The sequence below is a fragment of the Kordia sp. SMS9 genome, assembly GCF_003352465.1.
GTDB lineage: Bacteria > Bacteroidota > Bacteroidia > Flavobacteriales > Flavobacteriaceae > Kordia.
This window is the reverse complement of the sequence record NZ_CP031153.1, coordinates 2510209-2533573: the sequence shown is the minus strand read 5'-3', so window position 1 is coordinate 2533573 and position 23365 is coordinate 2510209. Positions and strand designations below refer to the sequence as shown.

18 protein-coding genes and 2 CRISPR repeat arrays are annotated in these 23365 nt (G+C 32.2%); of the genes, 8 read left to right on the top strand and 10 right to left on the bottom strand.

Annotated features, from left to right (window positions below; translation table 11 throughout):
* Positions 1–10 precede the first annotated feature (10 nt).
* Entirely contained in the window at positions 11–2212 is a 2202-nt protein-coding gene (locus KORDIASMS9_RS10995) for a response regulator (RefSeq protein WP_240321175.1), read from the top strand.
* Positions 2213–2472: 260 nt separating this feature from the next.
* On the top strand, positions 2473–3810 hold the full coding sequence (locus KORDIASMS9_RS10990; protein WP_114902891.1) for a tyrosine-type recombinase/integrase: 1338 nt from the start codon (positions 2473–2475) through the stop codon (positions 3808–3810).
* Positions 3811–3922: 112 nt separating this feature from the next.
* Here the strand turns inward: KORDIASMS9_RS10990 and KORDIASMS9_RS10985 are convergent, their stop codons facing one another.
* Positions 3923–4339: a hypothetical protein gene (locus KORDIASMS9_RS10985; protein WP_114902890.1), complete on the bottom strand. Its 417-nt coding sequence runs from the start codon at positions 4337–4339 to the stop codon at positions 3923–3925.
* 185 nt (positions 4340–4524) lie between these two features.
* On the opposite strand from KORDIASMS9_RS10985, the gene KORDIASMS9_RS23245 reads away from it, so the two are divergent.
* From KORDIASMS9_RS23245 to KORDIASMS9_RS10975, 3 genes are all read left to right on the top strand, one after another.
* Positions 4525–4716 carry a hypothetical protein gene (locus tag KORDIASMS9_RS23245; RefSeq protein ID WP_162819888.1) on the top strand — a complete coding sequence of 64 codons (192 nt, stop codon included), beginning with the start codon at positions 4525–4527 and terminating at the stop codon, positions 4714–4716.
* Between the two features lie 127 nt (positions 4717–4843).
* Positions 4844–6499, top strand: coding sequence for a hypothetical protein (locus KORDIASMS9_RS10980; RefSeq protein WP_162819887.1), 1656 nt, complete (start codon positions 4844–4846; stop codon positions 6497–6499).
* 146 nt (positions 6500–6645) lie between these two features.
* Positions 6646–6858 (top strand): hypothetical protein, encoded by a 213-nt coding sequence (locus tag KORDIASMS9_RS10975; protein ID WP_114902888.1) that lies wholly within the window; start codon positions 6646–6648, stop codon positions 6856–6858.
* A 4-nt stretch (positions 6859–6862) separates the two neighbouring features.
* Here the strand turns inward: KORDIASMS9_RS10975 and KORDIASMS9_RS10970 are convergent, their stop codons facing one another.
* The 5 genes from KORDIASMS9_RS10970 to KORDIASMS9_RS23650 form a co-directional block, all read right to left on the bottom strand.
* A complete protein-coding gene (locus KORDIASMS9_RS10970; protein ID WP_114902887.1) occupies positions 6863–7909 on the bottom strand; it encodes a type I restriction endonuclease in 1047 nt (348 codons plus the stop codon).
* A 405-nt stretch (positions 7910–8314) separates the two neighbouring features.
* Positions 8315–8689 (bottom strand): PH domain-containing protein, encoded by a 375-nt coding sequence (locus KORDIASMS9_RS10960; RefSeq protein WP_114902886.1) that lies wholly within the window; start codon positions 8687–8689, stop codon positions 8315–8317.
* A 317-nt stretch (positions 8690–9006) separates the two neighbouring features.
* Positions 9007–9675, bottom strand: a complete 669-nt coding sequence (locus KORDIASMS9_RS10950) for a response regulator (RefSeq protein WP_114902884.1) — start codon at positions 9673–9675, stop codon at positions 9007–9009.
* A 2-nt stretch (positions 9676–9677) separates the two neighbouring features.
* Entirely contained in the window at positions 9678–11357 is a 1680-nt protein-coding gene (locus KORDIASMS9_RS10945; RefSeq protein ID WP_114902883.1) for a tetratricopeptide repeat-containing sensor histidine kinase, read from the bottom strand.
* Positions 11358–11382: 25 nt separating this feature from the next.
* Positions 11383–11553 carry a hypothetical protein gene (locus KORDIASMS9_RS23650; protein ID WP_205318054.1) on the bottom strand — a complete coding sequence of 57 codons (171 nt, stop codon included), beginning with the start codon at positions 11551–11553 and terminating at the stop codon, positions 11383–11385.
* A 368-nt stretch (positions 11554–11921) separates the two neighbouring features.
* Between KORDIASMS9_RS23650 and KORDIASMS9_RS10940 the strand changes: the two genes are divergently transcribed.
* Both KORDIASMS9_RS10940 and KORDIASMS9_RS10935 read left to right on the top strand, forming a co-directional pair.
* A complete protein-coding gene (locus KORDIASMS9_RS10940) occupies positions 11922–12647 on the top strand; it encodes a hypothetical protein (protein WP_114902882.1) in 726 nt (241 codons plus the stop codon).
* Positions 12648–12661: 14 nt separating this feature from the next.
* Positions 12662–12937 (top strand): hypothetical protein, encoded by a 276-nt coding sequence (locus tag KORDIASMS9_RS10935; RefSeq protein WP_114902881.1) that lies wholly within the window; start codon positions 12662–12664, stop codon positions 12935–12937.
* A gap of 191 nt (positions 12938–13128) precedes the next feature.
* Positions 13129–14162: direct repeats of the CRISPR family, unit length 46 nt; unit sequence GTTGTGAACTGCTTTCATTTTGTAATTTTACGTGAGCGATCACAAG.
* 146 nt (positions 14163–14308) lie between these two features.
* A CRISPR array of direct repeats spans positions 14309–16026; the repeat unit is 46 nt; unit sequence GTTGTGAACTGCTTTCATTTTGTAATTTTACGTGAGCGATCACAAG.
* 413 nt (positions 16027–16439) lie between these two features.
* Here the strand turns inward: KORDIASMS9_RS10935 and cas2 are convergent.
* The 4 genes from cas2 to KORDIASMS9_RS23240 all read right to left on the bottom strand — a co-directional run bounded on the left by cas2 (position 16440) and on the right by KORDIASMS9_RS23240 (position 22777).
* Positions 16440–16784, bottom strand: coding sequence for a CRISPR-associated endonuclease Cas2 (cas2, locus tag KORDIASMS9_RS10930; RefSeq protein WP_371412765.1), 345 nt, complete (start codon positions 16782–16784; stop codon positions 16440–16442).
* Between the two features lie 9 nt (positions 16785–16793).
* A complete protein-coding gene (gene cas1, locus KORDIASMS9_RS10925; RefSeq protein ID WP_114902880.1) occupies positions 16794–17684 on the bottom strand; it encodes a type II CRISPR-associated endonuclease Cas1 in 891 nt (296 codons plus the stop codon).
* Positions 17685–17697: 13 nt separating this feature from the next.
* Positions 17698–21915: a type II CRISPR RNA-guided endonuclease Cas9 gene (gene cas9 / locus KORDIASMS9_RS10920; RefSeq protein ID WP_114902879.1), complete on the bottom strand. Its 4218-nt coding sequence runs from the start codon at positions 21913–21915 to the stop codon at positions 17698–17700.
* Positions 21916–22606: 691 nt separating this feature from the next.
* A complete protein-coding gene (locus KORDIASMS9_RS23240) occupies positions 22607–22777 on the bottom strand; it encodes a hypothetical protein (RefSeq protein WP_162819886.1) in 171 nt (56 codons plus the stop codon).
* Positions 22778–22972: 195 nt separating this feature from the next.
* Between KORDIASMS9_RS23240 and KORDIASMS9_RS10910 the strand changes: the two genes are divergently transcribed.
* Positions 22973–23311, top strand: coding sequence for a hypothetical protein (locus KORDIASMS9_RS10910; RefSeq protein ID WP_114902877.1), 339 nt, complete (start codon positions 22973–22975; stop codon positions 23309–23311).
* Positions 23312–23365: the final 54 nt, after the last annotated feature.

Below are 23365 nucleotides of genomic sequence, written 5' to 3'. Positions count from 1 at the left end.
TCATCACTTCATGGTGTGTAAAGTAAGACACATTTTTTATGTACTGTTTGCTTTATTCTCTATAGCGTCCCAAGCTCAATCCAAAGACAACATTAAGGACAGTATAGAGCGCGCTTTTGTTGATGTATATGAATTTAAAAAGAAAGCTAGCATCAATAGTGCCCTAGAACAACTTACCAACATTCTAGATTTATCCGACACCATTCAAGACCAAAAGAGCAAGGCAAGAGCGTATATGCTGCGTGCCGAATTGGGCATTGAAGAAAACTATAACAGTTTCGATCCTATTGAAATTGAAAGCTACTTGGTGCGTGCCAAGAAAATTCAAGAGGAAATTAACGACTCACTCGGACTCGGTTACAATTATGTGTTACGCGCATTGACAGCCACCCGAAATACTTCCTACAGCAATGCGGATAACTATTTTACCAAAGCAGAAGTTATTTTCGATAGATACCAATCTACAGACGATATTAATAAGTTAAAATACTATCGTGGATTATTTTATTTGAGTCAAGGACTCAACACGCGCGCTATTGAGCGTTTTGAAAATTCGCTTCCGATCAACGATCCATATCAACCAAATTACCTTCGTGCCAAAGTACATCTCAATCTGGCGAAAGCCTATAAAAACACAAAAAAGTACGAAGATGCTAAATTGAATGCGGAAACAGCATTAAAAATTGGCAACGCATATAATTTCCCTATGATCAAATTACAAAGCACAAAAATCATCAGTGATACATATGCTAGTTTGGGCGATATAGAAAATGCGTATTTATACCAAGGATCGCATATTAAAATAAAAGATTCCATTTTCAATATTCAAAACATGCAAAGTACGGCGCAAGCCAATGCATCTTTTGATAATGAATTTCAAAAGCGTCATATTAAGGAATTAAAGCGTCAGAACGAAGATTCTAACCAAAAAGGTAAACGAAATAAGCTAACATCAATTCTAAGTTCAGCGTTATTAATCATCATTTCTTTATTGACGATTTCGTTGTACCGAAACAATCAGATTAAAGTAAAAACAAACAACTTATTACTAAAGAAAAATTCTGAATTGCAATTGGCAAAAGATAATGCAGAAAAAGCAATGAAAGCCAAAGCACAATTCTTATCCACCGTAACACACGAACTGCGGACGCCTTTGTACGCGGTAACAGGATTAACGCATTTGTTATTGGAAGAAAACCCAAGTGAAAGTCAAAAAGAACACTTAAAATCATTAAAGTTTTCTGGAGATTATTTATTGACATTCATCAACGATATTTTACAAGTAAATAAAATAGAAGCGCGAAAATTAGCGGTTGAAAAAGCACCTTTGCAATTAAAAAAAGTGTTGAATGATGTGGTGAATTCACTCACGCAAACTTCTAAAGAAAATAACAATAGAATCATCTTAAACATTGACAAAGATATTCCTGAAAAGTTAGTGGGTGATTATTTAAAAATGTCGCAAGTATTCATCAACTTGATCAGTAATGCATTAAAATTTACCAAAGACGGCATCGTTGAAATTTCTGCAAGAATCATAGAAGAAAGTGATACGCAACAATACATTCAGTTTGAAATTAAAGACAACGGTATTGGAATTTCGCAAGAAATGCAAGAGAATATTTTTGATAGTTTCTCACAAGGTTCCGTGCAAATCAACCGTAAATATGGTGGAACTGGATTGGGATTAACTATTGTCAAAAGTTTGTTGGAATTGCTAGAAAGCGATATTCAATTGGAAAGCAAACTGGGAGAAGGTTCTGCATTTCGTTTTGCATTGACGCTAGATAAATTGCCGCCTGAAGTCACGGATATAGTAACGGCTACTCAAGAAAAAACAGATTTAAAGAGTCGAAAATTCAAAGTGTTATTAGTAGAAGACAACAAAATAAACCAAGTCATTACCAAGAAAATTATTGCCAAGCAAAACATGACTTGTGATATTGCAGATGATGGATATCAAGCTATTGATTTTGCACGTAGCAATCGTTACGATTTTATTTTGATGGACATTCACATGCCAGGAATCAGTGGTGTTGAAGCGACCAAAGAAATCAGAAAATTTGATGTTTCTACACCAATCATTGCGCTTACTGCGATTTCATTGGATGACAATAAAGATGATTTCCTAAAAGATGGTTTCAACGAAGTTATTTCCAAGCCTTTTGATCCGGAAATATTCTACCAGAAAATTTCAAACATTCTTACCTAAACATATACAAACGAATTCATTAACAAATATTTAGCATTCCAAAAGCATCTAAATTCACTTTTTGGCACGCAGTTTGTAAATAATTATTTGAAATCAAAAACAAGCAATCACGCTTTGTTTTCATTTCATAAATTTTGGATTGGTTAGTTAAAGAACAAGGCGAGTTGGTTACTCGCCTTTCTTGTGGCATCTAATTTTAAATTTGTAATAGTACAAACCTAGTATTCACGCAGTATTTAGTTGTTTTAAAGCACAATTTTATGCGCATATTAGAGTTAATTAAAGAAAATGAATACGAAATTGAATACGATTTGAAAAAATTAAAACAATTTTCTGAACCAAAAATCTACACAGGTAAAGATGATCTTTCAAAGCGATGGTATGTCTATTTTTCGTATCGAAATCCAACAACGGAAAAGTTAGAAAGGCAACCTCCTATTTATGGTGAAGCCAATAAATTAAAAACAAAAACAGACAGACTAGCGTATTTAGCAACAATACGTAAAGTTCTGCATCAAATGCTTAAAAAAGGATACAGCCCGTTTGAAGATGCACAAACAACAGATAAGCGCTTACTAGAAAAATCAAAAGTTGCATCTACAAAAAAACAAACTAGGAATAGTATCAAAAGTCAGCGGCAAAATTATACGGTCAAAGAAGCAATGGAATTTGCACTTTCTCAAAAGCTACCAAATTGGTCAAAGAAGACATCTTCTACTTTTACAGGACATTATAATAAGTTCATGCTATGGCTTAAAGACAACAAATTAGAAAGTCTTGATATCAATGAATTGAAGAAACGAGACGTAAGTCTGTTTTTAAATACCATAAAAAAAACACAAACTAAAAAACAGAAACTTAACAATAATGTACCCGATGTAGTTTCTCCTAAAACTAGAAATAACTACAAAGCAACTTTGTCTATTCTATTCTCACAATTAGCAGATGATGAGATTATTCCATATAATTTTGTAGAGAAGATAAAGAATGTAAAAAGCAAGCCTAAAAAGAACAAAGCGTTTTCTAAAGAACAGATCATCGCTATCAGAGAATACCTTGATAAACACGATCCGTACCTACGCGTATTTATGCAATTTATGTCGTATGCTTTTTTGCGAAATATTGAAGTGTGTAGACTTAAAGTAAAAGATATTGATTTACAAGCGAAACGACTTTATGTACGTTCTAAAACATCACCTTTGGCTATAGTACCGATAATTGGTGAACTAGAAAATGTCATTAAAAAGATGAATCTTGAAAACTTTGCTCCCGATGATTATCTTATAACTCGTTACAAGCATCCTGCTGAGTGGGGTATTGATGAAATTTATAAAGTCAATTATTTTTCAGCTAAATTTAGAAAAGTGAGGGAAACTCTAAACTTGGACAATGATTACACTCTTTATTCTACAAGACATACCGCAGCTACCAACCTTTACAACCATTTATTGTCCAAGGGAAATTCTGAAGAAGAAGCACTGATGAAACTCATGCAGATTACGCGCCATACATCAAAAGCAGGGTTAAAGAATTACTTACGCGAGATTGGTGCGACACTTCCAAAAGATTATGGAAATATGTACAGCATTGAATTTTAATCTTATCAAATAAAAAGCTAATTTTTAGTAAAAAAAACAGCGATCACTCATATTGCGATCGCTGTTAGTCTATATTCTTCTTTGATGAACCCTAAAACAATAATTCGTAGTTCTATTTATTGAGTTCCATAAGTTTTTTAATGCTAACATTCTCGCCATCTTTGGCAAGTAATGCCATTTTCAAGGCTTCAATATAAATTAAATCTCTAAATGATTGTTCTTTTAGTAAGGCTTCTTCATTGGCTCTTATCTCCAAAGCTAATTTTTTGATGTAGTTCTTATCTCTTTTATCAAGAATGTCCGCATCACTGCTAAGAATCATACCATCTTCAAAGTTTTCCTTGTACTGTTCCATTAACTTTTTTGCATACTCAATGACCGCATCTTTCGTCTTTTTTCTTGGGTTCTGTGTCGAACCATCTAAAACAGAAAAGAGCGAACCTGCACTAAGTCCCGAAAAATTAGAAAGTTCTCTCGCGGTTACCTCTCTTTTTTTTAAATACTGTAAAGCATCATTAAAGTTTTTCATGCAATAAAATGTTAAAATAAAGAACTATTGTTCTTTATTGTTCTAATATGTTCTATATTTGAATGATTAAATCTGAATTTTATACGATTTAACCCTACAAATATAATTTTTTTACTGAATAACAGAACGAATTATAGGTTAAATCTTACAGTGAGAGAACAATACTAAAGTAACGAATAGATTTTTTGAAAGCAGAAACCGTATATAATGTGATTCAAGCACTTCCTAAAGAGGAACTGCCAAGATTATATAGGTTATTAGGTATGATGCCAACTACTGAAAAACAAGTCCAAAAAGTAAACAAGAGAACAAAACCTATTACGGATGCTCTTGCGGAAGAGTTTTTAAGAGTACATGTATTTCGGGTAAAAAAATAAGAAGTCTTTCTGTTAAGAGGAATGATAAAAAGCCACAATAAGATGAAGTTTTTCATCCATGTAAAATCAAAGGTGATATCTATTGCCTTTGATTTTTCTTCTAAAGTAAATAAAAAGTATAGATACAATGCAAGTAATCAGTAAATACAGACCGTCACATATTTGTTGTCCTTATTTTTTGAGTGAGGATAAGATAGAAACCATGCAACGTTATCGTATTTTTGTCAATGACTTTAATGCTAAAATTCCAAAGCTTAACAAAGAGATCAAGCTTTATAATGAGCGTGTACGAGAGTTTATTAATGAAAATAAACTCCAAACGCATGCTTTCACCACAGCTTCTAATTTTTCAAAACAAAAAACTAATGGAATTGTAAATAAATTTCTTTCTACAAAAGATTACAATACACTTGTTGAAAAGTTGAATACAGATACTATGCTGTTGCTTTACAAAGAAAAGTATCTACCAGTTCGCCATCCACAAGAAGCTACTTTTGAGCTTATTCTATGGTTCTACAGCCAACAACTCATCAAACTTAGAAAACAGTTACAGCGTTTATCAGATAACGCCAAAGTAGCCTTTCCAAAGGTTCATACCAATTCTTATGAAATGGCAAATTTCACTAAAGAAGGAATTCCTAGAGTATTGCATTGCCAAAATACCATTCGTAACCATATCAAGCGTTTATATAAAGCAGGAGTCTTTGAACAATATCAAGTAAGGGGCAGAAAAAAACCTGTTAATTACTTTATCAATGAAGCCATTTTTGTATTTCGTGATAAGCAAAAAACGGATACTGATAATCAACAAGTTAATCAATATAAAACACAAAATTTGTCTGTATATAGTGTAGATACAAGAACAGTTACTAAAAAAAGAATAAAAAAAGTAGGGAATGTTGATAACCATTCCCAAGAAGCGGAAGTAGTTTCTTTTGCTGATGAAAAAATCAGCAAAAACAAGAACTCTTACAAGATCACCACAAAAGATGAAGCCCTAGAAACTTCCAATCAGAACGCAGGCAAACTAGGGGGGCGCGAAATTTTCCCCAAAAATAAGCTTTCCGAGTACTTGAGAAGTCAAACCCTGTACCGATCCGAGTTTCTACAAGCACTGACCGAGCATCATTACGATACGTATAGCTTTTCTGCGGCACAGATGAACAGACGACTTGACACTGAAGCCATCACTGGCGCTCTATCTAAAGAAGAATTTCGAGAATTACTGTTGCAGTTATTTTTAAAAATGGCTGCACCGATTTGGAAAGGAAAAGAGGTGTATTACGGCAGTTGGCACAATGCACTGGTACAATTGGATGATGAAGTTTTACGCAATCCTAACGGAAGTATTCCGAGAAAAGAAACCCAACTGTACATGTTTGGCTTTTTGGTGTATCGAATCAATCGCGCCAAACGCTTTTTTAAGCGTAAAAAACAGTATCAAATACATTTTCCGTGCATTTACTTTGACGCAACAAGAAAGCGAGCTAGTGAGGGCGGATTTGCCTACACGATAGAGTGGCTTAAAAATTATCAAAAGTATCAAGATATGCGAGTAACAAGAAAGCAACAAAACGCAACAAAAGCAGGAACGCGAAGACGTGTAATGACCGCCGAAGAAAAAGTGCGTGCCAAAGTCAAACAATACATTAAAGGAGAGTTTACACTTCCACAAGTATATCATTATATAGAACATAACAAAGGAATTCCAAATTACTTCGTGTCGGAAGTGCCTAGAATCTTAAATATACTCACACATAAAGAATTTGATTTGTATGATTGAGTCAAAAACAGGAATTCATGTTTATTGAAACATTCAATCAGCAACAATTCGCAACAAAACGCAACAAAACGCAACAGTTTGCAACAACTTGCAACAAAACGCAACAACTTCAAAAAAACACCAAGCAATACTAAAACACAAAAGTTATGATATCAAGAACACAAATTAAAACAATGGGCAAGGCACAGTTAATGGAATTAATTCATGGGGTAGGCAGACAAGCTGCTCGTGAAATTATCAATGTCATTATTGCCGAAAATCGAAAAGTCCCTTTACTAGAAGCTAAGAAAAAGAAAATGGTGTTGGCGCATGAGGTAAAGAAAGTACTTGATTATTTTGGGTTTGAGATTACTGACTGAAGCCTTACTCATAATAATCAATAGCTTGTAAGAGCGCTTCTTCATGTGTATAAATATCATCAATTGTTTCGATAAGTACTTTAGTTTCTTTTTTATTTTCACCAATAAGTCCTAAATATTTTTTTCCTCCATCTAAATGCAATCTGCACAGCGGTTTTCTGTTATTGTTATCTAGTAAAATTCCAAAGTACGATTGTGTGTCTCTGAAAAAAATGCGTTCATGTTCAATTTTTCGTCGGAGTATTGCCACTACAATTTTAAAACCATCCAATTCTTCTTCGGTGGTGTCTATTTTACTAATTTCTACTTCATCAATATTCTCTTCAATTTGTTGTTCCGTTTCTTTATGAAGTGCACTTTGCAATCTATCATTGACTTTATCACTGATTAATTGATTGATAGCTTTATGTACCAATTCCCCGAATTGTTCCATGACGCGTTCTGTCAATCTTCCACTATAGACTTTGGAGGCAAAAAAACGAGTAAATTCTGTACTAGGTTTTATGAGTTCGCTATTGAAAACTTTTTTAATTTCTTTAGTATACTTTAAAGAACTTGCATTGTTTAAGATTTTAGTGACGTCAAAATTTGACTTGTGAAACTTGGAAATTTCATTTATGATCGAATCCTTTAAATTTGTAATTGTAAATTCTAAAAACGGCTTGTCATCCATTTTATTTTTCTCTTCCAAATCAGTGTAAAAACGATATTCGACTCCATTGGTCAATAAAGCGAACCTTGATTTAGACACATGAAAATATCGGATTAGCTGTGAACTATGTGTATCCAAGCTTTCAACCCAATGTTTACATTCTATAATAAGAATAGGTATACCATTTTGAAAAATGGCATAGTCAACTTTTTCGCCTTTTTTTAATCCAACATCCGCAGTAAATTCAGGAACAACTTCTGTTGGATTGAAAATATCATATCCAAGTAGATTAATGAATGGTAATACAAAAGCTGTCTTTGTAGCTTCTTCGGTCTGTATTTGTTCTTTCATTGAGTCTACTTTCTCTGAAAGCTCTTTGAGTTTACTTTGGATATCCATAATGATTAATTAGTTAAAGTATTATTATTTTTGATGTTGGTAACATCGTTTGTTTGCATTTTTCGTCATGCGTTTACACCTTCTGCCTGATTTTGTTTTTCCTCTACATTGCGACGAAGTTTTACTTTTTTTTTGCTTTTTCTGTACAGGAGAACTACCATATTCAAGTATTTGTTGTTCTGAAACCTTAGTATTCGAAATTGTAGGCTTGCATACTTTACAAGCTGTATACCCTAAACTCTTTGCTTTATCTATGGTTGTTTGATAATGTGAACTCTTGAGATATCTACAATCAATTTTATGATATTTTTTACCTGATTTTGTAGTATAAACTGTTTGTGCGATTGTACTAGAAAAGGTGAGCAGTAATAGAGTAAAAGTTATATGTTTTATATGTAGTCTCATTTATAAAATTTTTTCACTCAAAAATTTTCCAATTCTTTTGATATCTAAGTTTTTATGAAACTTAATTTCAAAGACTCCAAAACCACTAACCCATATTTTAAAATCGCTATCTCCATCAAATGTGCCAGCGGTTTCAATTGAAAAGGAAGTAATTTTTGAGTAAGGAAAAGAGTGAAATTCTTTCTTTTTTCCAGTTAAGCCTTTGGCATCCATTGTAATCAATCTCTTATTGGTAAACCATACTTTGTCACGTACATGTGTGTATGCCAATAAAATAGTTTCGCCATCTACAACTATGTCCTTTATCTTTTCTAATTTATTATCACCAAGTAATTCCTTCGTCACACTAAACTTTACTAGTAAATCTACTTTCATATTAGTTTTCTTTTAAGATGTATGACATTCATTAGAACAGAAGTAACACCCATTCACTTTATTGTAATATTTTTTAGCTGCATTAACAGCACTTCGACAGTTTGTAAAATCGCCTAGATAAATTCTATTTTCAATTTTTGGAAGCCAATTACAACTATATTTATGAACTTCATGGTCACCATTAGATTGTGCGTTTTTATTAACGTAATATCTTGCCATTTTTAATCTTTTTTAAGTTTAACAGTTCAAACTTATGCTGATTAAAAACGAATCGCTTGTGGAAATCCACGGTTGTAAAAAAATAAAACTAGAAAATATTAGATAAGGTCTAAGCTTTGCGCTAGATAAATCAATTGTGAAGTTGTACTAGCATTGAAATTATCACGAAGTCTACTTAAACGATCTTCAACCGAACGTCGGCTGTTAGGTGAAATACCTTTTGATTGAAAATATACTGCGATCTCATCTTGTTTTAGACCGCGAGCCACTAACTGAAGTAATTGTTTTTCATAATCATCTAATTGAAAAACATTTTTTTGATGTAAGGTTGCACTTGAAATTGGACACAAATATTTTTCATCTTCTTGAATAAGTTCAATTGCTTTCAACAGTTCTTTTGTACCATTTAATCCTTTACAAACATAACTATCTATATCAATTTCATTGATGAGATGTTTGATAACAGTTTGTTGATTGTTAACTGAAAAGGCAATGATTTTGATGGTAGGTTGCAGTCGTTTTACTTCTTCAATAAGTGCTTCTCCTGTAGTGATTTTTGGATTTGGGGTATTCGACACAAAGGATAAATCGCTTATTAATAAATCGAAATATCGCTTTTCATGTATCCCTTTTTTTAACTTTAAAATAGCATTATCACAAGATTGTGATGACTCCACTGTTTCGATTCCTATTTCTTTCAACTTATATACCAAACCAATATTACTACTGTCGGTATCTTCTGCAACTAAAACTTTTTTGAACTTCATGGCTATTGAATAAATCGTATTTCTGCTTTGAATCCATGACTCGGATTCGTTTCAAAAGTAATAGTTCCATTAATTTCACCGATGCGGTTTTCCACATTTTCCAAACCATTTTTCACTAAAAGTTCCTTTTTAGTTGCTCCTTTTCCATTATCCACATATTTGATGATGACTTGCTTTTTTATTTTTGTGAATGTAATTCCTACCAACGTAGCTTTACTGTGTTTTTTCATATTGGTAAGAAGTTCCTGCAACACTCTATACAATTGCTCCTTTTTTAAAGTAGAAACAGATTGCCAAAAGTCTAATGCAATTTCATTCGTTACAATTTTAGTAGTATCACTTCCAAAAGAATTTAAAAGTGAGAGAAGCTCATCGTGATATCTTTCTCCAGTCTCTATGGTGGTATACTTTTTAGAAATATCTCTAGCTTTTACATAGATTTCGTTTAATCCATTCAAAATTTGCAAGCCTTCTTTTTCCAACAAAGAAGCTGGGTTTATTTGTAGTTGATTCATTAAATAGAAAATATCATTTCCTAATTCGTCATGTACTTTTTTAGAAAAATTGCGTTCTGTTTTATAGATTTCTGCAAGCGTATGTCGCTTATTTCGATTGCGTTGAGTAACAATCCAAAAAACGGCTACTATAAATATTAATCCTCCTAGAAATGCGAACATTAACATTCTGAATTCACTTTCTAAAACCTTTTTTTCAGCTTTTAGAGCTTTAGCTTCCGATTTTGCTTTATCATATCTATACATTGCGTACTTATTCTGCATTGAAGCTTCTGCATCTGATAAGCTATCATTCAATCTTTTGTATTCTTTGATATATACATCATCTGAAAAATCAAGAAATAATCCTAATGCTTTTTTTCTATATTTTGGAATTCCAATATTTTTACTAGTGTTTAAAGCCTTGGAAGCATATAATTTAGCTAAAGAGTCTTTTTTAAATTTTTTATAATATATCGCTAGTTGTGTGTAACTAGAATGTAATCCTGTATAATCATTTATTTTGAGTCTTATTTCTAGTCCTTTATTCATATACTCCTCTCCAGTTTTATTTCCCAACATGGACATTGCAAAACCTAAATTATCATAAATTTTTGCAATATCATTTTGCTTAATCATTCTAGGAATTAAAGGATAAGCTTTTTTTAGAACTTCTTCAGATTTTTTGTAGTTAGAAACATCTTTAAAAACATTAGAGATATTATTATAAATGACAGCACTATCATGTGCTATCTTAGCTTTCTCAAAAGCCCTGTTATAAAGTTCTATTGCTTTTTCACCATTTTTTTGATCTCTGTATATATTAGCTAACAATAAATAATAAGCTTTATGATAATAATCTCTATAATCAGAAGATTTGAACTGTTGAATATTATCCAATATTTCGACTAAAAGATTTTCTGCTTTAATAAAGTCTCCAATTGCCTTATCAGCACTTGATAAATGATAAATCAAATACAACCTATTTAAATCAGTCCTTTTTAATTCAATTTCTTTCTGTTCTAAATAATTTCTTGCCTTTATCAAATCATCAACAGTATTGAAGTCTTGAACTTTCGCTATATAATACGCAATACTATCATTAGTACTTTGACTAAACAGATATTCGCTTCCAAAAAGGAAACTTACAATAATAAAAAAGAGGAACGAATTTATCTTATTTTTCATTCCTCTAAAGTACTAAATTATAACATTAGTCTCCTAATCCATCTCCAGGTGGCGGAGGTGGTGGAGGTGGCGGCAATTCTCCTTCATCGCCACAGCAGGCTTGTATATCATTTGTATTATTTAAAGCTTCGGGAGTACAGGATTGAAATCCGATAATGTGGAAAACCACAAGTGAAAGTACATATAATTTCTTCATTTTGTATTTGTTAAAAATTTGACAATAGTGTGGCTGCCTAGAAATGTTCTTAGGTGTGTATTGCAGACAAGCCGCACGCTAAATTTTAGGAGACGTCTCTCCGAATTTTGGGAAGTAGAAGTGAAAACTAAAGAAGCATGTACTTCCCATTTGAAACAACTTTAGTTCTCAACTTCAAGTAGTGTTTACTCCGCAAAACCTTATTGCGGATAAGGTTATTCGTAAACGCTGAAGCAAAAGAACAAACAAACTGGAGGAAAGTAGTTAACAAGAAGTACTCAATATTATAACAGATATGTACCAACATTGATGAAGACAACGTGTGTAACTCATGTTGAACTTATGATAAATACTAAACATTGACTTTTATGAAAGAAAAACTATTCCAAGAAGCTTTTAAGAAAGCTGAAAGACAAAGTGGTAAAACGACTAAGAATGGAGTTGCCGTTCATTTAGAAAAAGTATTTAGTGTTGAACTCAATTTTCCAACAAGCAAAATTACGTTCTCAAGATATTACGAGCAGTTTATAGAGGAAAGTACAGATCAGGCTATGAGTCCGAATACTGAATTATTGAATAACCTTGCCAGATATTTAGGATTTCAAAATTATGAAGATTTTGTAACTAATATATTAGCTCACAACAATTCCTCAGAGTCAATAGATTCTGCCAAGGAAAATGATGTTATGAGGTTTTTAAAAAAACACAGTTGGCTCATTATAATTATTCTCTTAACGATAATTACGGTTTTAGTAATCATGCAACTCAACAAACAACGTTGGATGATTTGGGATGGTACGCATTATATAGAAGTATCTTTTAATTTGAAGAAATATGATCTTGGAGAATTGAAATTATATAATAAAGATCGGATTAATAACTTGAAAAAAATTGAAGCTGATTGCCAGACAGAATATAAAAAACTAGATGGAACTCCTAATGTATGGTATGGTAAAAATCAAAAAAAAGAATTGGAATACTTTACTTCATTAGGCTTACACCCTGAAACGGGAAAATCATTAAAACCATTATCTGACCACATGTTTTATAAATACGTTTGTTCAAAAGATTCTATAAGTTCAAATAATAACTAATTACAAAATATTTTATGAAAAAAAATGATATTAATAATACTTTAATTGCAGCAGGAATTTTATTCCTCATTGTAGCGGGATATTTCTTTTATGACTCTTTTGAATACATGCTTCAAAAGGAAAATTCATTTATTTATGATGAAAAGTTTGGAGGTATGAATAAAAAATATGTGGGAGGCGATGCCTATAATTTTATAATTGCAGGAACATATTCTACAACTATTATGTTACGATCGGTAGTGTTTACAATTTTAGGCTGTGTATGTTTACTTTTAGGAAAAATGAAATAAATCCTTTGAAACTTTTTAGTTCAATAAAATTCTTTCGCTACACTGAATCTCAGAGAATATTTTTAGTAAAAAACAACCTTTAATAAACGATTAAAAATCAGAGCTAAAAGTATGATTTTGGTATAGATTTCATTTTGTAATTTTACGTGAGCGATCACAAGGGGAGTTATCATTTCAATAATCATCGTAGAGTTGTGAACTGCTTTCATTTTGTAATTTTACGTGAGCGATCACAAGTGACAGAATTGCAAATAACGCTATAGCAAAGTTGTGAACTGCTTTCATTTTGTAATTTTACGTGAGCGATCACAAGGACGCTTAACAAAAACCTTAATTCTTTATAGTTGTGAACTGCTTTCATTTTGTAATTTTACGTGAGCGATCACAAGACATCGCTGGTACTAAATCTGAAGATGATAGTTGTGAACTGCTTTCATTTTGTAATTTTACGTGAGCGATCACAAGGCAAAGAGGTTATTATTTTCAAATAGAAAGGTTGTGAACTGCTTTCATTTTGTAATTTTACGTGAGCGATCACAAGGATGGCACAAGTGCAGAGCGTGACAGGTGTGTTGTGAACTGCTTTCATTTTGTAATTTTACGTGAGCGATCACAAGTATTTCAACGTCTTTTAATTGCATTTCACTGTTGTGAACTGCTTTCATTTTGTAATTTTACGTGAGCGATCACAAGATGCTGTAAAAACGGGGACAACTCGTGCCAGTTGTGAACTGCTTTCATTTTGTAATTTTACGTGAGCGATCACAAGAAGCACACAACACGGATTAATTACACCGCAGTTGTGAACTGCTTTCATTTTGTAATTTTACGTGAGCGATCACAAGGATGAAATTATTTAGAATTTCGTCGATAACGTTGTGAACTGCTTTCATTTTGTAATTTTACGTGAGCGATCACAAGGTTGGTAGTGTCTACACTTTGACTTGTTGTGTTGTGAACTGCTTTCATTTTGTAATTTTACGTGAGCGATCACAAGTTTCTACATGAATGTATGTTGGAACCAACTGTTGTGAACTGCTTTCATTTTGTAATTTTACGTGAGCGATCACAAGTGTTATTTCTACCTATGAAGGAAAAAGCTAGTTGTGAACTGCTTTCATTTTGTAATTTTACGTGAGCGATCACAAGATCGCACAAGCTACGATAAAGTTAACTCTGGTTGTGAACTGCTTTCATTTTGTAATTTTACGTGAGCGATCACAAGTCATACACTAAAATTAATACTTTATTTTGTGTTGTGAACTGCTTTCATTTTGTAATTTTACGTGAGCGATCACAAGTACAGCTATGACACTGTATACAGGGCTTTTGTTGTGAACTGCTTTCATTTTGTAAACCATCATACAAAAAGTTGTGAACTGCTTTCATTTTGTAATTTTACGTGAGCGATCACAAGTCGCGTGTAAGTGGGTACAAAATCAAAAAAGTTGTGAACTGCTTTCATTTTGTAATTTTACGTGAGCGATCACAAGATAAACTTTTTCTTTCATTATGCTTTCAGTGTTGTGAACTGCTTTCATTTTGTAATTTTACGTGAGCGATCACAAGTCTAATGAAGTAGTTAATGCGGTATTGGCGGTTGTGAACTGCTTTCATTTTGTAATTTTACGTGAGCGATCACAAGATTAAATTCCTAATCCCGCAGGGTCTTTAGGTTGTGAACTGCTTTCATTTTGTAATTTTACGTGAGCGATCACAAGTAATTTGAATTTGTGACATTATACGCGAATGTTGTGAACTGCTTTCATTTTGTAATTTTACGTGAGCGATCACAAGACATTGTTTCCCGCATTATCATACAATCTGGTTGTGAACTGCTTTCATTTTGTAATTTTACGTGAGCGATCACAAGAAAACACATTGATTCCATTGCTAATAAAGAGTTGTGAACTGCTTTCATTTTGTAATTTTACGTGAGCGATCACAAGTATTTTTGTTACTCTTACTTTTAGTAATGAGTTGTGAACTGCTTTCATTTTGTAATTTTACGTGAGCGATCACAAGTATCCAAATATCTACCATAATCAGCAGTAGGTTGTGAACTGCTTTCATTTTGTAATTTTACGTGAGCGATCACAAGAAGCAATTGAAAACCATTCTAAATCCTTTAGTTGTGAACTGCTTTCATTTTGTAATTTTACGTGAGCGATCACAAGATCCCAATTCCAAGGACGATCTACTTTGCGGTTGTGAACTGCTTTCATTTTGTAATTTTACGTGAGCGATCACAAGTCCGTAAGCAAAAACCTCTGACATTTACTTGTTGTGAACTGCTTTCATTTTGTAATTTTACGTGAGCGATCACAAGAGAAGATTTAGAGCTTCAAACATACTTTAAGTTGTGAACTGCTTTCATTTTGTAATTTTACGTGAGCGATCACAAGTCTAATGAAGTAGTTAATGCGGTATTGGCGGTTGTGAACTGCTTTCATTTTGTAATTTTACGTGAGCGATCACAAGTTTTTAAAATATTCAGCTTGTGCCGTTGGCGTTGTGAACTGCTTTCATTTTGTAATTTTACGTGAGCGATCACAAGTGCATCATTGAAATCAATTTCTAATAAAGGGTTGTGAACTGCTTTCATTTTGTAATTTTACGTGAGCGATCACAAGTCCCCCTAAACGGTAATAGCGCAAGTAGTGGTTGTGAACTGCTTTCATTTTGTAATTTTACGTGAGCGATCACAAGAATAGCGGCAATTGGAGCAACAACGATCAAGTTGTGAACTGCTTTCATTTTGTAATTTTACGTGAGCGATCACAAGCATCGTTATAAGATTTTAAATTGTTGAACTGTTGTGAACTGCTTTCATTTTGTAATTTTACGTGAGCGATCACAAGCAGTAACTGGAAAATAAACAAAACCACTTGGTTGTGAACTGCTTTCATTTTGTAATTTTACGTGAGCGATCACAAGTTGGATGTTTGCAATAGTTAATGCGCGTTTGTTGTGAACTGCTTTCATTTTGTAATTTTACGTGAGCGATCACAAGTTTTGTATTTAGGAATGTTTATGAAGACTTGTTGTGAACTGCTTTCATTTTGTAATTTTACGTGAGCGATCACAAGTGTCAGTAAGTAAGTAGTATTTGTCAATAGGTTGTGAACTGCTTTCATTTTGTAATTTTACGTGAGCGATCACAAGGTCAGTATCAGTATCTTTGTCAATATATGTGTTGTGAACTGCTTTCATTTTGTAATTTTACGTGAGCGATCACAAGATGTCAGTATCAATATATGTCAGTATATGTGTTGTGAACTGCTTTCATTTTGTAATTTTACGTGAGCGATCACAAGGTCAATATGTCAGTAGTAGTAATATGTCAGGTTGTGAACTGCTTTCATTTTGTAATTTTACGTGAGCGATCACAAGGTCAATCCCGAATTGTTGAGGAATATCAATACTTCGGGATTACTTTTTAGAATTTAAAAAATGATCTTTTTTTAATTCTACTTTTAAATTTTAGTTGATTTTTTTAATCCTAGAATAATTCTAATTGCTGTACAGGTTGCGGAATATCAACCTCTTTTACACCATGAAATAATTCCATTTTTTCAAATTGTTTGTCGGTTATTTCTAAAATACAGACTTTTCCCTGTTTAGGCAGCATCCGTTTGACTCGTTTTGTGTGGACTTTAGAGTTTTCTCTGCTTGGACAATGGCGAAGATATATAGAGAATTGAAACATCGTAAAGCCATCATCAATCAATTTTTTACGAAATTGTGAGGCGGCACGACGTTCTTTTTTAGTTTCCGTCGGTAAATCAAAAAATACTAATACCCACATGATTCTGTATGCGTTATAACGATTTGTATCCAGTTGCATAGTGTCATTTTAGTCGAGTTCAGGATATTTTATTTGTTGTAATTCTCCATAGTAACATTTGTACAAACTAGCCGTAGTAGTAGTTACAGCAACTAGCAACGGACGTTCTACGCCATCAATCCATACATCTTGAGTCGCTATATTTAAAAGATAAGCTTTAACATCTTTTGAAAGCTTTTCAGGAACTCCATATTGTGCTACATAGTTGTATACCATTTTATCTACAAAAGGTCTGTACGGTTCCATGATATCATCTGCTAAGCAGTACGGATTGTATTTGTTACGATGAAATATTCCCAATACGGGCAGTAAACCACTAGACACTAATGCTCTTGCCACAATACTACGCAATACAGCATATCCAAAATTCAACATATTGTTAGGTGCATAACCGTGACGCTCTCTTGTAAAGTTTTCAAATAAATGTTTCCAATGATGCTGCGCAGCTTTACCCTCACAATTCGTAGTATCACCACTTTTTACATTCTGCCAATACAAATCCATTTGTTCGTAAGGCTTGTTATTCAATTTTAAAAGTGCCTGTTGATTTTTGATTTTTTGTTCCACAGTTTGTTTCCACAATTGTTTTTTTAAGGGTTCAGAAGCTTGTAATTGATGTTTGATTCTATCTGAATGTTCCGTATGTCCATATAAAGGAAGCATCACTGCGAACGGTAAATGATGTGCATCACAACTTACAATAGCCACATTATTTCCTTGCAATTTTAGCAATAATTGGTTGCTCAATGTAATTTGATAATGATCGAGCATCAGTAATGCCATATCCTCAATAGGAATGGTTCCTTTGATGCTCTTATCTTCGGGATTTTCTACGACTAATTGTTTTTGTTTGAGTCTTAAATAAGCGGGGGAACCGATATAAATCGAACGCTTTATCATGACTTTTTATTTTTTAATATTCTCCTACTTGTACAATTTTTCCAATATGATTGATTCTTACTTTTACCAGTTTTTCAAGCATTCCTATACTTTTTAATTGATAATAAGCAATTCCTTTTAATTCTTTTTTATCTATTAATTCTGTCTCTAAATGATGTCTAAAAACATAATCTCTAACAGCAGAATTACCATAAGTAACTTTTGAAAACTTTTGAACTCTGAAAAGGTGTTTGGAAATAAACTTATTATTTTTTGGATTTTCTAAATCAACTTCTTTAGGATTAAATTCATCTGATGGAAATACAAACATTTCATTTTGTTTCATAGTGAATAAAAATTTCCAGCCCAAATGCGAGTTAAGAGACTCGTCAATTATTGGGATACCTAAATTAACCCGTGAAACAGCTTCGTAAAAAGACACTACTTCATCATGTAATTTCCCATCACTATCGCAGTAGATTGCAACATGATGATTATTTCCTGTACTCACAAAGTCTACAGGGGTGTTTTTTCCTGTCTCATTAAGCATTTCATGTCCTGTATGATCTTTTTTAGTATGTAATGATTCTGCATTTTTGAGTGCTTCTATGCGTACTTTTTTGATAGCAACCTTTTTTTTATCATCTCTCCAAATAGGATTTTTATCAAGGTTTGAAAAAGCTTCCTTAGCTTTTTCCCCATATTTTTCAAGTCTTTTTTGTAAAATTCGACGTATACCAACATCTATAATTTTTTCTAAACTTTTGGAATTCGTAAAATTTTCAGGATTTACCTCTTTTCGAATAACATAGACATCTTGAAAGGATTTCAATTTTACAGATTCAGGAACTTTCTTACCCGAAATACTATCTATATACAAAGGATTTTTTTGCAAACTGTTTTTTCCTGAAAAAGCTTTTTTAGGATTGTTTTCGTATGTCTCTAAGCGTTTTAATAAAGCTTTCCGATAACTAGGCTTAGTAACCCATTGTATTTTTTCTATCGTAAATTTATTTGAAACTTTTTCTGTTGTTATTATTTCTTTTTTTACATGTCCGTAGACGGTTTCTTTATGTAACTGACCACGCGGTGTTAATTGAACTTTTTCGTAGGTAACACCTTTTTCTCCAGTTTTTATTCTGTTTTTGTTTTTGCTAACGACTTTATTTTTGTTTTTGAAGGATATTAAGATCGTTTCCAAGTGTTTTTTTGCTTCACTCCTAAAATTATTTGATGGAGGAATGAACTTGCGTTTTTGGGTATTTCCACTTTTATATAATTTAGTAATGTCTTTCTTTATCCTATACAACTTGCTTTTTTCATGATCAATTTCAGAGCCATCAAGTCCATGTGCTGTGTTTAGATTATTTAAGTATTGGATGTGTCTGTTTGTAGTAAAAGCTACTGTTAACGCATCCATTGCATGATGGCGATGATCATTTCGTTTAGTCCAATCAATGATTCGTTCTACTGTATTCCCTTTTTTACGTTCTTGAGTTTCCGTTAGCCCAAGTGTTTTATATTTAGGTAAATTCAATTCTTGCATGACATTTATAAGATTCCAATCTTCCCGTAATTTATCGGTAATTCTACCACTCGTAGGCGTTACGGTTCTAAAAACTTCTTGAAGCATCTGTGTGGCTTTTTTGGCTATATATTGACTGTTTCTTAAATCTCTTTCAATAAAGTCGTTTGGCAAATCCTTTCTTGCCATCAATAATTTTTTATACTTTCCTTTACTGATTTTTTTTGCTTTGTGCAAAGCTTCTACTCGTGCTTTATAATTTTCTAATTCGTCAGAATATATATTAGCTATAAAATCCAGTGCAGTTGAATCTCCTTTTTTTCTATTTACATCACTATAAGCCAATGTTTTGTTTGAAAAAGAATCATCAAACAAAATTGCTTTTGGAATAATATGTTCTATTTCAGTCTCTCCAGTAAATAATCGTTCTCTCGGAATGTATTGATTCGTGAAAAGCGTTTTGTATCCATTATCTTTTAATTCTTCATAGAGTTTATATCGAATTATATCGTTTCTAGTTGGATGTTTGACACCAAACTCTTTTTGAAGTATCACTCTAATATTTTGATTTATTAGTGTGGCATCATTGATATGCTTTGTCAATTCATCTCTTTGTTTAGCTGATTTTTTGAGTTCTCTTGCCAGTTCAATACGAACTTCTTTAGGTTTTCCATAGGCATCAATTACTTGATTTATCAAATTGACCATTTGATTGAGAATCTTTTCAACTACAGGATTTCGTAAACTATTTTTAGGTAATATTGTTAGTTTATCCTTCAAATTTCTATTTTCACTTTCTTCTTTCGTTAAAGCATTGGAATGATTATACCCATTCAATGCGCAAGCTTGTGAAAAACTGTTTCCACTTTTCAAGTGCGGAAGTATTTTTTTAATGGCTTTTGCACTTAGATTTCCATAATCTTGCTGAAAAGAAATATTGGTCAATAAACTTCCATAAGTAGCTTCAAAACCAAACTTTTGATTTAATTTCTTTTTGAGTTTGGTATGAATATTTCCATACACTAATTTATCTTCTTCCGAAGCTTTGTCAGTGTCTTCTGCCGAATACAGTATATGCCATAATTGATAGCTTTTTTGCTTATCAAAAGTGTTTCCTTCTGTATCAGTATCAAACTGTAAAATATCGGTGTTTATCTTAGCTTCTACAAATATTGCTTTGAGTTCTGTTTTTATTTCGTACGCAGTTTTCTTCTCCCAATTAAAACCATATCCTAAATCTTCTGCAATTGCTTTGTAAGCATTAAACAATCCTTCATTAGTGCGATTACCTTCTATATCATCAAAATTTGCTTTCCAATAGTTAGGTGCTTTAAAACCAATGATATTTTTAACGTTTTTCATTTTTAAGCTACCTTTCAGATTCAATTCCTCAAAAACAAGGTGTCTTGTTTCTTCATCTAAGTCTACAAAAGAAACTTCTTCTTTGGTTTGAGTATTTTTAAATACTAAATGATTAAGGTTTTGCCATATTTTAAATTCTTGAAATAAAGGCGAGGACTTAGGAATTACTTTATGGTGTTTTTCAAATTGACATTCTGAAATCAAATGCTTTTGTGATTTAAGTTTGCGTTGATAAAAAATAACAATATCACGAATTTCTTCTTTTAGCTTATTAGTAAGTTCTTTGTGATATTTTGCTTGAGTTTCCCATATAGTTTCAAATTCATCCAAATAATCTTGTCGATAGAATACTTGATTCTTTAGTGAAACATGTGGGTTTTCTAATAGTTTATTGTATAAATATTCTCCAACAGTTTCATTATTAAAATATAATTCTTTACTACGATCACTTATTGCGCCTAAATACCCACTTGATTTATTAATATTATTATTAATTTCAACTAACACATACGCTACTTCTTCAATAGAAAGTTGTTTGGTTATGGCTTCACTACGCCATTTATAGTGTTGTAATTTTTTTTCATCCCGTTTACCTTTATTTTCAGCAGTATAAACTTGATGTACAGCTAAAAACAATTTTCGTGAGTTTTGTTGTCCTTGTCCTTTGAGTTTTTTATAAAACTCATCTGTAAGAGTCGCTGGATAAAAATGTTTTTGTTTATTCCAAACTGTATCAAATTCCGCTTGTAAGTCTGATTGATAAAAATCTGGAATATACTTTTTACCATTTTGAAGTGACTTATATACATAATGACCAGGCGTAAGTTGTTTTTCGTATATTTCTTTAGCAATAGCCATTCCGTCAACGGAAACCCCTTCATCTTCACTTTTTACCTTTCTACTACTTTTATATCCTCTTTTTTTATTAATTGCCAATAAAACTCGTGCAAAAGCTTCTAAAGGTATTTTTTCTTTAGCTGATTTAGAGCGTAACTCTAGAGTCTGATGTGTTGTGTTTTTTCCACTTTCGGTGAGTAATGTATCTTTATTTATGATAGAATACTTTACTAAAATTTCAATAAGATTTTTTCTTCTTAGTTTAAATCGTTGTAAATTTCTTCGGGCACTTCTACTTTTTGTTCTTTTAGCATTAGGAGAAAGACCTTTACCAGACTTGAAATCATCTATTGGATTCTTGGATTCAGAAACATTACCTACTTTATCTACTTTATTAAAATTATCATACCGTATTACCCGAACTCCTAATTTTATAATACTTGAGTGTTCATTTTTCTCTTCTGCTTCTTTAACCAAAGCCCAACCAATAGAATTTGTCCCTAAATCTAATCCTAAAACTTTCTTCATGAAATCTGATTTTTTATAAATATGAAGTAAAAGTTTTAATTAACAATACGGAAAACCACAATTTTGTTCTATTTCTTTTCTGTATATTGCAGTACAAAATGAAAGCATTTCACAATAAGGATTATTCCGTTGTGAAAACATTTAAAGCGGCATCAATGATGTCGCTTTTTCTTTTTGGTAAAACCTATACTTCCTTTAGTCTTGTCCTAAAATTAGTCTACAACAAAATGCAACAGTCCGCAACAAAACGCAACAAAACGCAACAACTTGCAACAACTTGCAACAAAAATAGAAAACCCCAATCATTACAATTGAGGTTCTCGCTTTCAGAATAACGTTAGTTTTACGATAAATTAGGTTTAATAGGTAAATTATTCTGTTAGTTATAGATAACATAATAGTGCTAATACAAAAATGAGAAGCTCTAATAATATAGCAGCAAAAAAGCCAATGATAAACCACCGAAATCGCTCTAATTTTTGTAAACTCATATCTATTCAATGAATACTTTTATTATTTTTGTTTTAGATAGCAAGACGACAAGTTTTAACCTTACCAATGTCGCCTTGCCCTAAACAGCAGAACTGACTAAAATTCTGCATAGAAACACGTCTTGAATGTAAAGCACCAAAAAAAAGGGAAGTGCTTTCTAGTAAGAACTTAAAAAAATGATTGCATTCGGACGTGTTTTTTATCTGTGTAATTCATCATCTAAATCAAAACGGTGTACATAGTTGTAAAGTAAGATGGACAGGAATATCAATATCCCGAAGCATCCTATTCCAATAATTAACATTGATATTTCCCATGTGGTAAATGCATCTGTTTGTACGGTTACAGTTTCTAGCTTTCTAAATATCATTTTTTAGATTTAAAAGTTGATTATTATTTAGCTATTAATATGTTCTTGTCAATCAAATTCGGAGGATATTTCAAAACCAAAACACAATTAAGTATGTGAGTAACACTACATTTAATATATTTGATATATAATTTCTTTTGCAATATACATAAGTTTTGCAAAATAAAGAACTAATTATGTAAAATAAATATAAAAATGCTCGAACGTATTTTAAAAGTGCTGAATGAATTGAATATCTCTGGTTACAGAGTGGAAGAAATATCTAACGGATTGATTTCACAAGTATCAGTTGATAAGATTAAAAATGGAAAAACTTCAACCCCAAGAAGAAGCACTTTAGAACTCTTAACAGATATATTGTGCAAGCATTATCATGTTTCTAAGGATTGGATAGTAAGTGGTGAGGGCGATCAATATTTAGAGTACAAAGACAATTTGTATTTAGAAAAGCACGGAGTTAAATTTGAGGGTGTCGAAATTATAGATCATTTTGTGAAAAATAAGATGAATACTTTGAAAGGTCAGAGTATTTGAAATTGTTTGTCAATGATTTGGTTGAAAAAGGTGTTACAAAGCGTCTCCATGAGT

What these genes read in the sequence shown, in the direction of transcription:
- KORDIASMS9_RS10995 (WP_240321175.1), top strand. Translation starts at nt 11, where the DNA reads ATGGTGTGTAAAGTAAGACACATTTTTTATGTACTGTTTGCTTTATTC.
- KORDIASMS9_RS10990 (WP_114902891.1), top strand. Translation starts at nt 2,473, where the DNA reads ATGCGCATATTAGAGTTAATTAAAGAAAATGAATACGAAATTGAATAC.
- KORDIASMS9_RS10985 (WP_114902890.1), bottom strand. Translation starts at nt 4,339, where the DNA reads ATGAAAAACTTTAATGATGCTTTACAGTATTTAAAAAAAAGAGAGGTA.
- KORDIASMS9_RS10980 (WP_162819887.1), top strand. Translation starts at nt 4,844, where the DNA reads ATGCAAGTAATCAGTAAATACAGACCGTCACATATTTGTTGTCCTTAT.
- KORDIASMS9_RS10975 (WP_114902888.1), top strand. Translation starts at nt 6,646, where the DNA reads ATGATATCAAGAACACAAATTAAAACAATGGGCAAGGCACAGTTAATG.
- KORDIASMS9_RS10970 (WP_114902887.1), bottom strand. Translation starts at nt 7,909, where the DNA reads ATGGATATCCAAAGTAAACTCAAAGAGCTTTCAGAGAAAGTAGACTCA.
- KORDIASMS9_RS10960 (WP_114902886.1), bottom strand. Translation starts at nt 8,689, where the DNA reads ATGAAAGTAGATTTACTAGTAAAGTTTAGTGTGACGAAGGAATTACTT.
- KORDIASMS9_RS10950 (WP_114902884.1), bottom strand. Translation starts at nt 9,675, where the DNA reads ATGAAGTTCAAAAAAGTTTTAGTTGCAGAAGATACCGACAGTAGTAAT.
- KORDIASMS9_RS10945 (WP_114902883.1), bottom strand. Translation starts at nt 11,357, where the DNA reads ATGAAAAATAAGATAAATTCGTTCCTCTTTTTTATTATTGTAAGTTTC.
- KORDIASMS9_RS23650 (WP_205318054.1), bottom strand. Translation starts at nt 11,553, where the DNA reads ATGAAGAAATTATATGTACTTTCACTTGTGGTTTTCCACATTATCGGA.
- KORDIASMS9_RS10940 (WP_114902882.1), top strand. Translation starts at nt 11,922, where the DNA reads ATGAAAGAAAAACTATTCCAAGAAGCTTTTAAGAAAGCTGAAAGACAA.
- KORDIASMS9_RS10935 (WP_114902881.1), top strand. Translation starts at nt 12,662, where the DNA reads ATGAAAAAAAATGATATTAATAATACTTTAATTGCAGCAGGAATTTTA.
- cas2 (WP_371412765.1), bottom strand. Translation starts at nt 16,784, where the DNA reads ATGCAACTGGATACAAATCGTTATAACGCATACAGAATCATGTGGGTA.
- cas1 (WP_114902880.1), bottom strand. Translation starts at nt 17,684, where the DNA reads ATGATAAAGCGTTCGATTTATATCGGTTCCCCCGCTTATTTAAGACTC.
- cas9 (WP_114902879.1), bottom strand. Translation starts at nt 21,915, where the DNA reads ATGAAGAAAGTTTTAGGATTAGATTTAGGGACAAATTCTATTGGTTGG.
- KORDIASMS9_RS23240 (WP_162819886.1), bottom strand. Translation starts at nt 22,777, where the DNA reads ATGATATTTAGAAAGCTAGAAACTGTAACCGTACAAACAGATGCATTT.
- KORDIASMS9_RS10910 (WP_114902877.1), top strand. Translation starts at nt 22,973, where the DNA reads ATGCTCGAACGTATTTTAAAAGTGCTGAATGAATTGAATATCTCTGGT.